The organism is Allobosea lupini (assembly GCF_900109525.1).
In the GTDB taxonomy this organism is placed as follows: Bacteria; Pseudomonadota; Alphaproteobacteria; order Rhizobiales; family Beijerinckiaceae; genus Allobosea; species Allobosea lupini.
In genome coordinates, this window is record NZ_FOAN01000003.1 from 591,021 (window position 1) to 603,346 (window position 12,326).

At 67.5% G+C, this 12,326-nt stretch carries 13 protein-coding genes; 7 read left to right on the plus strand and 6 right to left on the minus strand.

All coding sequences use genetic code 11. The features are described from left to right. Positions 1-529 precede the first annotated feature (529 nt). Genes murA through BMZ21_RS12165 form a run of 5 tightly spaced genes read left to right on the plus strand, consistent with a single transcriptional unit; the run spans position 530 to position 4,581 of the window. Positions 530-1,819: a UDP-N-acetylglucosamine 1-carboxyvinyltransferase gene (murA, locus tag BMZ21_RS12145; RefSeq protein ID WP_091833963.1), complete on the plus strand. Its 1,290-nt coding sequence runs from the start codon at positions 530-532 to the stop codon at positions 1,817-1,819. A 31-nt stretch (positions 1,820-1,850) separates the two neighbouring features. Further along, positions 1,851-2,291, plus strand: coding sequence for a DUF2948 family protein (locus BMZ21_RS12150; RefSeq protein ID WP_091833966.1), 441 nt, complete (start codon positions 1,851-1,853; stop codon positions 2,289-2,291). A 26-nt stretch (positions 2,292-2,317) separates the two neighbouring features. After that, complete coding sequence (hisD, locus tag BMZ21_RS12155; protein WP_091833969.1) at positions 2,318-3,610, plus strand: histidinol dehydrogenase; 1,293 nt, start codon at positions 2,318-2,320, stop codon at positions 3,608-3,610. Between the two features lie 46 nt (positions 3,611-3,656). After that, positions 3,657-4,130, plus strand: coding sequence for a UPF0262 family protein (locus BMZ21_RS12160; RefSeq protein WP_091833972.1), 474 nt, complete (start codon positions 3,657-3,659; stop codon positions 4,128-4,130). Positions 4,131-4,176: 46 nt separating this feature from the next. Further along, the gene (locus BMZ21_RS12165; RefSeq protein ID WP_091834402.1) at positions 4,177-4,581 is read left to right on the plus strand and encodes an arsenate reductase/protein-tyrosine-phosphatase family protein; all 405 of its coding nucleotides are present in this window, start codon (positions 4,177-4,179) and stop codon (positions 4,579-4,581) included. A 4-nt stretch (positions 4,582-4,585) separates the two neighbouring features. Here BMZ21_RS12165 and BMZ21_RS12170 read toward each other — a convergent pair whose 3' ends face one another. Continuing rightward, positions 4,586-6,265, minus strand: coding sequence for a pilus assembly protein TadG-related protein (locus BMZ21_RS12170; RefSeq protein ID WP_091833974.1), 1,680 nt, complete (start codon positions 6,263-6,265; stop codon positions 4,586-4,588). Between the two features lie 34 nt (positions 6,266-6,299). Continuing rightward, on the minus strand, positions 6,300-6,728 hold the full coding sequence (locus BMZ21_RS12175) for a TadE/TadG family type IV pilus assembly protein (RefSeq protein ID WP_091833977.1): 429 nt from the start codon (positions 6,726-6,728) through the stop codon (positions 6,300-6,302). Between the two features lie 190 nt (positions 6,729-6,918). On the opposite strand from BMZ21_RS12175, the gene BMZ21_RS30355 reads away from it, so the two are divergent. Both BMZ21_RS30355 and BMZ21_RS12180 read left to right on the plus strand, forming a co-directional pair. Further along, positions 6,919-7,278, plus strand: a complete 360-nt coding sequence (locus tag BMZ21_RS30355) for a hypothetical protein (protein ID WP_100961151.1) — start codon at positions 6,919-6,921, stop codon at positions 7,276-7,278. Further along, on the plus strand, positions 7,275-8,732 hold the full coding sequence (locus BMZ21_RS12180; protein ID WP_167561616.1) for a methyl-accepting chemotaxis protein: 1,458 nt from the start codon (positions 7,275-7,277) through the stop codon (positions 8,730-8,732). Before BMZ21_RS30355 ends, BMZ21_RS12180 begins: the two co-directional genes overlap by 4 nt. Positions 8,733-8,796: 64 nt before the next feature. Here the strand turns inward: BMZ21_RS12180 and BMZ21_RS12185 are convergent, their stop codons facing one another. The 4 genes from BMZ21_RS12185 to BMZ21_RS12200 are packed head-to-tail and all read right to left on the minus strand — an operon-like array spanning position 8,797 to position 12,317. Further along, on the minus strand, positions 8,797-10,014 hold the full coding sequence (locus tag BMZ21_RS12185; RefSeq protein WP_091833983.1) for a phosphopentomutase: 1,218 nt from the start codon (positions 10,012-10,014) through the stop codon (positions 8,797-8,799). Then, positions 10,014-11,642, minus strand: coding sequence for an ABC transporter ATP-binding protein (locus BMZ21_RS12190; protein WP_091833986.1), 1,629 nt, complete (start codon positions 11,640-11,642; stop codon positions 10,014-10,016). The genes BMZ21_RS12185 and BMZ21_RS12190 overlap by 1 nt, the downstream gene beginning before the upstream one ends. Then, positions 11,639-12,064, minus strand: coding sequence for a type II toxin-antitoxin system VapC family toxin (locus BMZ21_RS12195; RefSeq protein WP_091833989.1), 426 nt, complete (start codon positions 12,062-12,064; stop codon positions 11,639-11,641). The genes BMZ21_RS12190 and BMZ21_RS12195 overlap by 4 nt, the downstream gene beginning before the upstream one ends. 10 nt (positions 12,065-12,074) lie before the next feature. Then, positions 12,075-12,317: a hypothetical protein gene (locus tag BMZ21_RS12200; protein WP_091833992.1), complete on the minus strand. Its 243-nt coding sequence runs from the start codon at positions 12,315-12,317 to the stop codon at positions 12,075-12,077. Positions 12,318-12,326: the final 9 nt, after the last annotated feature.

Consider the following 12,326-nt stretch of genomic DNA (forward strand, 5'->3'; position numbering starts at 1 on the left):
GGGCGTGCCAGCATAACACCCGTCGGTCAGGGTTGCCGAGATAATAAAAATTTTACCAATCGCGGCAGGGCCTTGCGGCCTCTCTCGGCCGGAGCGGCGCAGCTTTCCGATCGGGTGGGCCGATGCGGCTGCAGGCGGGCTTGGAGCAGGGCTGTTTCATCCGGAGACCGGCGACGCCGCAGTTGTGCCGCAATCGACCGTGCAAGGAATGTTGTGCCGCCGCGCTGGTCTTGTCCGGGGCGGGTTCAGCGGCTAACCATGAACCAACGTCCGCCGCCGCAAGGTTGCGGGCATTCCGACGAGCTGACGCCTTGAGCCGCCAGACCGAAGCCGAGGATGAGAGAAGGGCGCGCCTCGCCGCCGCCCTCCGCGAAAACCTGAAGCGCCGCAAGGCGCAGGCAAGGGCCCGGCGTGCCTCGGATACGGCGGCCGAGGACACGCCACCGCCCGCCCAGGCCGAACCTCCCCGGTCCTGATCCCCATTCTTTCCGGCCGGCGCCTCCGCCGGCCGTCCTGCAGGACGAGCCCGATGGACCGTATCCGCATCACCGGCGGCCAGCGCCTCAATGGCGTGATCCCGATCTCGGGCGCGAAGAACGCGGCCTTGCCGCTGATGATCGCGAGCCTCCTTACCGACGAGACGCTGACGCTGACCAATGTCCCGCGTCTCTCCGACGTCAGTGCGCTCTCGCGCATCCTTTCCAACCACGGCGTCGACCGCTCGGTCGCCGGCAAGCGCATCGGCCAGAGCGCCGAAACCGGCCAGACCGTCGCGCTGACCGCGCGCCAGATCGTCGACACCTGCGCGCCCTACGAGCTGGTGTCGACCATGCGGGCGAGCTTCTGGGTGATCGCGCCGATCCTGGCCCGCATGGGCGAGGCCAAGGTCTCGCTGCCCGGCGGCTGTGCCATCGGCACGCGCCCCGTCGATCTCCTGCTGATGGCGCTGGAGCGCCTCGGCGCCACCATCGCCATCGAGGGCGGCTATGCTCTGGCGCGCGCACCGAAGGGGCTGAAGGGCGCCGAGATCGTCTTCCCGAAGGTCACGGTCGGCGGCACCCATACCGCGCTGATGGCCGCTGTCCTCGCCGATGGCACCACGGTGATCGAGAACGCGGCGCGTGAGCCCGAGGTGGTCGATCTCGCCATCTGCCTCGAGAAGATGGGCGCCAAGATCGAGGGCGCCGGCACTTCCACCATCACCATCCGCGGTGTCTCGCGCCTCGGCGGCGCGCATCATGCCGTGCTGCCGGACCGGATCGAGACCGGCACCTATGCCATGGCGGTGGCTATGGCCGGCGGCGACGTTCTGCTCGAAGGCGCGCGCGCCGATCTGCTGCAGGCGGCGCTGGACGTGATCAGCCAGGCCGGCGTCGAGGTTTCCGAGACCAATGAGGGCATCCGCGTCCGCCGCAACGGCGCCGCGCTGGAGCCGGTCGACGTCACCACCGATCCGTTCCCGGGCTTCCCGACCGACCTCCAGGCCCAGCTCATGGCGCTGATGACCAAGGCCAAGGGCACATCGCGCATCCGCGAGACCATCTTCGAGAACCGCTTCATGCACGTGCAGGAGCTCGCCCGTCTCGGCGCCAGGATCCGGCTCGACGGCGATGCGGCCTATGTCGACGGCGTCGAGAAGCTCACCGGTGCCCCGGTGATGGCGACCGATCTGCGCGCCTCGGTCTCGCTCGTCATCGGTGGCCTCGTCGCCGAGGGCGAGACGATGATCAACCGCGTGTACCATCTCGACCGCGGTTTCGAGGCACTCGAAGCCAAGCTCGGCCGCTGCGGCGCCCAGGTCGAGCGCATCAGCGGTTGACGCAAGGCACGGCCCCCGCCAGATAGGATCCATGTCCGATCCCGCCGCCGAGCCGCTGAAACTGATCGCCCTGGACGCCGAGGATCTCTCGGTGATCTCGGCGCATCTGCAGGACGCGGTGCTGAAGCGCGGCGACATTGCCTATCGGCCCGCCGAGAAGCGTTTTGCCCTGGCGCTGCGCCGTTTCGACTGGGAAGGCGCGGCGCAAGGGCAAAAGCGCCGGCGGCTCGCCGCTCTCCATTTCGAACGCGTGACGGCCGCGCGCAGCAGCAAGGTCGCGGCCGGCGATGTGGTGCTCAGTCTGCTTGCCGTCACCTTCGCCGAGACCGACGGCCCTGCCGGGGAGGTTACCCTGCATTTCGCCGACGGCGCCGCCATCCGCCTCGATGTCGAGTGCATCGAGGCGCAGATGAAGGATCTCGGTCCGATCTGGGAAGCCGTCGCGACGCCGGCCCACCCGGACGCCGGCTGAATCACACCTGCGGTCAGGACAGCACCATGCCGATCAGGCTTGACGCACGCAATGCCGGTTTCGAGCGGGAGTTCTCTGCCCTGCTCGCGATGAAGCGCGAGGTTTCCGAGGATGTCGACCAGGTCGCGGCCGCGATCATCGCCGATGTCCGCGCCCGTGGCGATGCGGCGCTGATCGACTACACCGAGCGCTTCGACAAGCTCTCTCTGACGCCGCAGACCCTGCGCGTCACGCAAGGCGAGATCGAGGCGGCCTTCGCCGCTTGCACGCGCGAGCAGCTCGCCGCGCTCGAAACGGCCCGCGCCCGGATCGAGGCCTATCACCTGCGCCAGAAGCCGGCCGATTCCTGGTCGCGCGATGCGCTCGGCGTCGAGAGCGGCTGGCGCTGGAGCGCGGTCGAGGCGGTCGGCCTTTACGTACCGGGCGGCACGGCGAGCTATCCGTCTTCCGTGCTCATGAACGCTGTGCCGGCCAAGGTCGCCGGTGTGAAGCGCCTCGTCATGGTCGCCCCGACTCCGCGTGGCGAAGGCAATCCGCTGGTGCTCGCCGCGGCGAAGCTCGCCGGCATCGACGAGATCTACAGGATCGGCGGGGCGCAGGCCGTGGCCGGGCTCGCCTATGGCACCGCGACGATCGCGCCCGTCGCCAAGATCGTCGGCCCCGGCAACGCCTATGTCGCCGCCGCCAAGCGCCGTGTCTTCGGCACGGTCGGCATCGACATGATCGCCGGCCCCTCCGAGGTCCTGGTCCTGGCCGATGCCAACGCCAATCCCGACTGGATCGCCGCCGATTTGCTCGCCCAGGCCGAGCACGACACCGCCGCCCAGTCGATCCTGATCACCGACGACGCAGCGCTGGCGGACGCGGTCGAGCGCGCGGTCGAAGGCCAGCTCCGCACCCTGCCACGCGCCGAGATCGCGGGCGCAAGCTGGCGCGACTTCGGCGCGGTCATCCTGGTCGAGACGCTCGCCAGCGCGATCCCTCTGGTCGACCGGTTGGCGCCGGAGCATCTCGAGATCATCGCCGACGATGCCGAAGGGCTGGCGGGGCGTATCCAGAACGCCGGCGCGATCTTCCTCGGCGGGCACACGCCCGAGGCGATTGGCGACTATGTCGGCGGCTCGAACCATGTCCTGCCGACAGCGCGCTCGGCCCGCTTCTCCTCCGGGCTCGGCGTCCTCGATTTCATGAAGCGCACCTCGCTGCTGAAATGCGATCCCGAGTCGTTGCGGGCGCTTGCCGGCGCCGCGACGGAACTCGCTGAAGCCGAGGGCTTGCAGGCTCACGCGCGTTCCGTGACGATCCGACTCAACGGCTGACGGCAGGCTGGCGATTCTGCGCCTGCACGGAGCTGGCGGAGGGCACATGTCGGAACGCAACCACTTGGTCGCCGTCACGCTCGACGAGGCCTCGCTCGGCCGCGGCAGCGCCGACCAGGAGCATGAGCGGGCCGTTGCGATCTACGACCTGATCGAACGCAACCACTTCGCCCTTCCCGATTTCGACGGCGGCCCCTATGCCGTCCATCTCGCCCTGGTGGAGCGCCGGCTTGCCTTCGAGGTGAAGAGCGCGGACGGCGCCCCGATCGTCACCCACCACCTCTCACTGACTCCGCTCAAGCGCATCATCAAAGACTACGAGATGGTCTGCGACAGCTATTACGCCGCCATCCGCACCGCGACGCCCTCGCAGATCGAGGCGATCGACATGGGGCGCCGCGGATTGCACGACGAGGCGGCGGTTCTGTTGGTCGAGCGGCTGGCGAACAAGGTCGAGATCGACAACGAGACGGCCCGGCGCTTGTTCACCTTGATCTACGCATTGCACTGGAAGGGCTGAACGCTTGGAGCCGCCCGTATCGCGCAAGCTCCAGAGCGTCCTGTTCATGTGCGCCTACAACGCGGTGCGCTCGCCCATGGCCGAGGCCATGGCCAAGCACTTCTTCGGCAAGTCGGTCTATGTCCAGTCGGCTGGGGCCCGTAAAGGCGATGTCGATGCCTTCGCGCTGGAGGCCCTCGACGAGATCGGCATCGATGCGCGCAAGCACAAGCCCAAGACAGTCGAGGAGCTGGAGGAATGGGAGGGGCTCAATTTCGACCTGATCGTCTCGCTCTCGCCCGAGGCGCACCACAAGGCGCTGGAGCTCACCCGCACCCTCGCCGCCGAGGTCGAGTACTGGCCGACCCCGGACCCGACCATCGTCCAGGGTTCCCGCGAACAGGTGCTCGACGCCTATCGCGCCGTTCGCGACGGGCTGATGCAGCGGATCAAGGTGCGGCTGCGGTCCTGAATCCCTACTGGATCAGGACCGCGCCGCCGCAGCGCACGCCGCTGACCCAGCTGTCGGCCTGACCGAGGCCGATGCCGAGCGTGCTGAGCAGGCTCGTCAGCACCTGGTCGAGCGGGGCTGCCGCGCCGGCGATGACGCCGGTGACGGCCCCGTCGAGCCCGGGTATGGGCAGACCCAGCCCCAGCAGCTCGACGCGCAGGTCGAGATCCCCGACCAGCCGCGACAGCAGGCTTGCGACGAAGTTCTGCGTCGAGGTCGTCTTCTTGTCGGCTCGCTGGATCTCGGCATAACTGAAGCTGACGGCGGTCTCGCTGGTGTTGCTGATCGTGACATGCGCCCGAGCCTTCACCTTGGCGAGACCGAGCAGGTCGAGCACAGTGGCAGCCGGTGGATTTGGCCGTGTGCTGAAATTGCCGAATTCGGCGTTGGAGACCTGCCCGATCCAGGCATCCACGACGGCCGGCGTCACGCCGAGCGTCACCCGCGAACTGGTGACGTCGCCGGCGCCGCAGGAGATCGCGGTCAGCCGGGCCGTCGCGGAAGCGAGCTCCAGATACAGCGGCAGTCTCACCAGCGAGGCCTGGCCGCTGCCGACCAGGGTGAGCGTGAGCAGCAGGCGTGTCTGGGCGGTGTGAACGCTTGCTCCGGCACGGCCGACCCGGACGAGGCTGGTCCCAACCGGCCGTTCGCCGATGGCCAGCTTGAGCGAGACCGCGGCGAGGCCGGGCACGTTGACCGCGAGACCGAGGTCGAGCTGGCGTGAGCCATTGGCAATCTGGGCCGCTGCCGAGATCAGGTCGAGCGCCGCCAGCGAGGCCTTGAGCGGGACCTCTTCACTGAGCTGCCGGCCGCCGTAGACGCCGAACGAGACGAGGCTCTGCAGGTTGATGCGCTGGCCCGAGCTGCCGAGGGCGCTGGAAAGGCGCCCCAGCGCCGCAATCGCGTCGCTGCCGGCTCCCTGGTCGCGAGCCGCATCCTGGGCTGCCAGAACGATGTCGCCGATGCGGACATTGGCGCGCAGGACCTCCTCGAAGGTCAAGGCGGAGATCGAGGCACGCGTCGCCAGCCGGCGCGCGAAGCTGAACAGGTCGATCCGCGCTCGGGCCAGCCCCTCATAGTCCATGACCGACAGCGACAGGCTGGTTCCGAGCAGGCCGCCGAGCAGGCCGTTGAGGGCGCCGCCCTCGACGCGGGCCAGCCGAGAGCCGATGGCGAAGGCTGCCTGCGCATCCTGCGCGGCGATGGCCTGCGTCACGATGGCGACCTCTCCGCTCTCGCCGCCCAGGCTGGAGGCCAGGACGCGGCCGAGGATCAACGGCGTGGTCGCCCGCATCTCGACCCGGGCGGCGTTGGCCGCGGGTCCCGAGCCCTGTTGGAAGCGTGCTGCCGGCGCCAGGCGCGGATCGGGCGTATAGGTGCCGGCCTGGACGGTGCCGACGGCGTCGGCCGGAAAGCCGTTGCGGCTCGCGCTGGCCCGGGCCGCGTTCGTGGCACGCTCGATATCGGCCGCAGCCGCGAGCGCCGCGAGATCGGTCGCGGTCTGCTGCCGGCGCTTCTGGTAGAAGATGCTCCCGACATCGACAGCCATTGCACCGAACCCGAACAGGACCAGGGAGGTGCCGGCGAAGACGATGGTCGAGAGGCCGCGGCGGTCGGCCAGGAATGTCCGGAACGAGCGGATCATGAGGGCCTCCTGTCCGGTCGGTTCGGGGATCGCGTCAGTAGCCGCCGCGCTGGACGACGGCGCGGCGCTCGACGACCGGCATCGGCAGTGCGACCATCGAGCTGAGCCGGTTGAAGACGCTGTCCGAGTAGTCGTAGACGACCGTGACCTCGAAGCTCGGCGCCGGGGCCCCGAGCGCTGTCGTCCGGACGGTCAGCTTGCTCGGTTCGAGGAAAGCGTAGGAGCCGATGTTGCGGGTGATGAAGGAGCGGGCCAGCCGCTCGCGCTCGGCATCGTCGAGGCCGGCGACGGATGCCCGAGCTGCTTCCGCGGCCAGCTGCTGCACGCCATGGTAGACGCCGAAAGCGTGGCCGTAGCCGATGATCCCGAACAGCAGCAGCAGCAGGATGGGGGCGATGAAGGCGAACTCGACCGCCGTGCTGGCCGACTGGTCGGTTCCGAGCGCAAGAGGATCATGGCGCATGGCGTGCTGCTCATCGTTTTAACAACTATAAGTTGTAAGGACGAGCGATTGACGAAACGTAAAAGTTGTACTCTCGGCCGGCGCCGAATTGTGAAGCTCCTCCAGAGGCTTAACAGAAATTTAAGAAACCCAGATCAGGAACATTGCTGAGGGCAACGTTACGTTAGCCATGCCGAGAGCCGAGCCGAGGATGAGTTCAGTCGCGATATCGACCGCATCCCGTTTCAGGCTCCGGCAATGGCGCGACATCGGCCTGATCGCAGGTCTGGCGCTCTGCTCCGGTTTCCTGGCCCTCGCGAGCCTGCCCGGGCCCGTCGCGGGGCCGCCCGCTCCGCTGGCTGCTGTCTTTCCGCCCTGGGTCGTGGGCGAGGAGGCCGTGGCGCGCAGCCTGGCGACCGGCGCCAGGGTCCTGCGGCAGGGGACTGTCCCCTTCGTCGTCGTTCTCGCGCCGGAGACGACAGCAAGGCCCGTCGGCGCCCTGCTGATGCTGCGCCTCGACGGCCTAGCCGGCTGCATCATCTCACCCGAGGCCGAAGCGAGCCGCTCATGACATTGACTTTGCCCGGCTTGCGGGACCTCGTTGCGCGCTGCCTCCTTGGCCTTGCCTTCCTCCATGTCCCGCTGCTCGTACTGGCGTCTCTGGCCCAGGCCGGCGACGGTCTGATACCTGGGCTCAGCGCGTTGATGCTGGCGCTCGCGGCGCTGATCGCCTATCGCAGTGCCGGGGCCACGCTGATCGCGCAATTCGCCATCGCGATTGCCCTGATCGGTCAGGTTTCGATCCTGGTCGCGGTCTTCTCCGGGCATCCCTGGCAGCCCGACATGCATATGTATTATTTCGCCGTGCTGGCGCTGCTCGCCGGCTTCTGCGACTGGCGACCGATCATCCTCGGTGCTGCACTCACGGCGGCGCATCATCTGGTTCTGCAATTCGTCCTGCCTGCCGCCGTCTTCTACCAGGGCGGCAATCTGCAGCGGGTGGTGCTGCACGCGGTGATTGTGGTCATCGAGACCGCCTTCCTCGCGGTGATCGCGTTGATGACCGCGCGCATCTTCGCGCAGACCGAGGCGAACCTGCGCCGCGCCGAGGAGGTTGCCGGGCGCGAGCGTCTGGCGGGAGAACGCGAACGGGCGCTTGCCGATGATGCGGAGACCCGGGCCCGGAGCCTGCGCGCCATGGTCGAGAAGTTCCGCGACGAGATGGACGGCGCCATGGTCATTCTCGACAAGGCGTCCGAGGCGATGCAGGTCGATGCCCGCGGCCTCACTGGCGCGTCCGAACGGGCGCGGCAGCAGATCGCCTCCGTTTCGCGCAATTCGAACGAGATGACGATCAGTATCGAGCAAACGGCGGCCGCCAGCCAGGAACTCGCCTCTTCGATCGCTGAGATCGGCCGCAACGTCTCGCAGACCGCCGACAGCTCGCAATCGGCGGCAAGGTTGGCGCGTGCTGCCAGCACCGAGATCGAGGCGCTGGCGCGCACCGGCGAAAGCGTTGGGGCGGTCGTCGAGATCATTCGCGGAATCGCGGCGCAGACCAGCATGCTGGCTCTGAACGCGACCATCGAGGCGGCTCGCGCGGGCGCCATGGGCAAGGGCTTTGCCGTCGTCGCCAGCGAGGTGAAGACGCTCTCGGCCCAGACCGCGAGCGCAACCGACGAGGTCGCGCGCTCGATCGAAGCGATCCAGATCGCCTCGCAACGCTCGCTCAAGTCGATCCGCGAGATCGTCGCGGCGATCGGCGAGGTCGAGACCGTCTCGATCGCGATCGCTTATGCGGTCGGCGAACAGGATCGCGCCACGGCAGAGATCGCCAAGGAGGTGCAGATCTCCTCCGACGGCATCAGTCGCAGTGCCCAGAGCCTGCAGAGCTTCGAGACGGTGACGGAGCGCACCTATGCTGCTGCCGGCAGCCTGCAAAGCTCCTCCAGCGATCTGGCGACGCAAGCCCAGCGCATCCGCCGCGAAGTGGCCGAGTTCTGCGAGCGCGTCGCGGCCGCCTAGAGCATTTCCGAGCGAAGTGGATTCCGGTTCGCGTGAAGAAAATGCGATGAACCGGAAGCTCTGACTACCAGGCGCGGCCTGGACCGATCGCGCCGAGCGTCAGCCACTCTCCGAGCGTCGCGGCGATGTCGGCGAAGCTCTCGCGGCGGCCGAGCAAACCGGCCGGCACATCCGGCCCGAAGGCCAGAATCGGCACGTGCTCGCGCGTATGGTCGGATCCCGGCCAACTCGGGTCGTTGCCATGGTCGGCTGTGATGACGGCGAGGTCGCCCGGCAGCAGCAGGGCCTCCAGCTCGGGCAGATCGCGATCGAAGGCTTCGAGCGCCGCCGCATAGCCGGGAATGTCGCGGCGATGGCCGTATTCGGTGTCGAAATCGACGAGATTGACAAAGCAGAAGCCGCCATCCGGCAGACGTTCGAATGCCTCGAGCGCCGCCGCGAACATGGCGGCGTTGCCGAAAGGCTTGATCTCCTCGCCGGTGTTCCGGTGGGCGAAGATGTCGCCGATCTTGCCGACCGTGACCACGCTCCGGCCCTTGGCCACGAGCCGGTCGAGGATCGTTTCGTCCGGTGGCGGGATCGCGAAGTCCTTGCGGTTGCCGGTTCGGGTGAAGCCGGTCTCGGTCGTGCCGATGAAGGGCCGGGCAATGACGCGTCCGATCCGCAGCGGATCGACCAGGACACGAACCCTCTTGCAGAGCGCATAGAGCCGCTCCAGGCCGAAATGCTCCTCATGCGCCGCGATCTGCAGCACAGAGTCGACCGAGGTGTAGCAAATCGGCTTTCCGGTCGAGATATGTTCCTCGGCGAGCTCGTCGATCACGGCCGTGCCCGAGGCATGCTTGTTGCCGAGGATCCCGGGCAGGGCGCCCTCGCGGATGATGGCGGCGACGAGGTCCGGCGGGAAGGTATTCTCCAGCGCGGTGAAATAACCCCATTTGAACGGCACCGGGCAGCCGGCGATCTCCCAGTGGCCAGAGGGCGTGTCCTTGCCCTGGCTGATCTCGACACCATAGCCGTACCGGCCTTGCGGTGCCGCTGGCCGTGCCACGCCGGCGAGCGGCTTGCCGGTCGAAGCCTCGCAGGCATGGCTGAGGCCGAGGCGGGCGAGATTGGGGATGTGGAGCGGCCCCTCACGCAAGCCTTCGCGGTCGCCGCGCCCCTGGGCGCAGGCCTGCGCGATATGGCCGAGCGTGTCGGAACCCTCGTCGCCATAGGTCGCCGCATCCTCGGCGCCGCCGCAGCCGACGGAATCGAGCACGATCAGGATGGCGCGCGCCATCAGTCGCGCACCGCGGCGTTGTTCGCAGGCTCAAGATTGAGGGCCGCGGCGAGCAACGCCTGCGTATAGGCCTCGCGGGGGCGCTGGAAGATCTCCTCCGCCGGCCCTTCCTCGACGATCCTGCCGTTCTGCATCACCACCACCCGGTGCGACAGCGCCCTGACCACCTTGAGGTCGTGGCTGATGAAGAGATAGCCGAGCTTGCGCCTGGCCTGCAGCCCGCGCAACAACTCGACGATCTGCGCCTGGACGGACATGTCGAGCGCCGAGGTCGGTTCGTCCAGAACGACGAATTTCGGGTCGAGCGCCATGGCGCGGGCGATCGCGATGCGCTGGCGCTGGCCGCCGGAGAATTCGTGCGGATAGCGGTCCATCGTCGCCGGGTCGAGTCCGACATCGGCGAGCGCCTGCGCCACGATCTCGCGCTGGCGCTGATAGCTCAGCCCCTTCTGCTGGACGGTGAGCCCTTCGGCGACGATGTCGGCGACCGACATGCGCGGCGACAGCGAGCCATACGGGTCCTGGAAGACGACCTGGAGATCCCGGCGCTTCGGCCTGATAGCCTTGCTCTTCAGCCCGTCGATGCGGTCGCCGAGGAAGACGATCGGCCCCTCGGATGAAATCAGCCTGAGGATGGCGAGGCCGAGCGTCGTCTTGCCTGAACCGGATTCGCCGACGATGCCGAGCGTCTCGCCCTCGCGCACCGTCACCGAGATGCCGTCGACCGCCTTCACATGGCTGGTGGTCCGGCGCAGCAGCCCGGTCTTGACCGGGAACCAGACCTTGACCGGCCCGGCCTCCAGCAGGGTCGGCGCGCCGTCCGGCACCGGTTCCGGCCGGCCTTTGGGCTCGGCCGCGAGCAGGCGTTGCGTATAAGCGTGCTGAGGATTGCCGAAGATCTCGGCGACGGGGCCCTGCTCGACGATCTTGCCCTTCAGCATCACGCAGACCCGGTCGGCGATGCGCCTGACGATGCCGAGATCATGCGTGATGAACAGGATCGCCATGCCGAGCCGTGCCTGCAGCTCCTTCAGCAGCGTCAGGATCTGCGCCTGCACGGTGACGTCGAGCGCCGTGGTCGGCTCGTCGGCGATCAGCAAATCGGGCTCGTTGGCGAGCGCCATCGCGATCATCACGCGCTGGCGCTGGCCGCCGGAAAGCTGGTGCGGATAGGCGTCGAGGCGGCTCGCCGCGTCACGGATGCCGACCAGGGTGAGCAGTTCGAGCGTGCGGGCGCGCGCCTTCTCGCCGCGCAGGCCCTTGTGCAGTTCGAGGATCTCGCCGATCTGCCGTGCGATGGTTTGCAGCGGGTTGAGCGAGGTCATCGGCTCCTGGAACACCATGGTGATGTCGTTGCCGCGGACCTTGCGCATCGCGTCTTCGTTGGCCGCGATCAGGTCCTGGCCGTTGAACAGCACCTTGCCCGACGGATGATGCGCCGCCGGATAGTTCAGCAGCTTCAGGATCGACAGCGCCGAGACCGACTTGCCCGAGCCGGACTCGCCGACCAGCGCAAGCGTCTCGCCCTTGGCGATCTCGAACGAGACCTTGTCGACCGCGAGCGTTTCCTGCCCGCCTTGGCGGAAGGCGACGGAGAGGTCCTGGATGGAGAGGAGGGGGGCGATCATTCCCAGATATTCATCTCTCTAACGGCCTCGGCGTCGATGCGCCTCATGCCGTCGGGCAGATGGATGCGCAGATCGGAGGATATGAAAACCGAGCACCCGGCAAGCGCCGCAGTGGCGATATGAATTGCGTCGGGAGCCTTGTTGCCGAGCGTAGCGCGGAGTTCTGCGCTTCGGCGCAGGATCGCACGGTCGACAGGAGTAATGTCAATTTCGTTGTCCACCCCGAACAGCGTCTCGTAGACAGACAGCAATTCGGTGTTGTTTTCCCGAAGCGGCAGCACCAAAACCTCAGCCAGTGTGAACTCGCTCGTATAAAGTCGCTTCTCACCGTCCCGAGTGTGATCGAGCAACGAGTCGAACAGATCGTAGTCGGTTTCCACAAATCGGATGATGTCGTTTGCGTCCAAATAGACTGACGTCACTTACGATTGCTCATGAGGGCCATTCGTCGCGCAGCTTGCGGATGCGGTCCACGGCTTCTTGCGAGGTCACGCGCTTTATCTGCCCTGAACGGACCAACTCGCGTGCCCGCCGAAGCGCGGATCGCGTGCACGAATCCGTCGAGGTCTCGGGGGTTTCGATCGTTAGGCGCACAGATGTCGCTGTGCCGACCGCAATCCGCAGATCCTCGGGCAGCTTCTCGACCGGATAGTGCTCGCACACGATCTTGTTCATCGCCTCTCT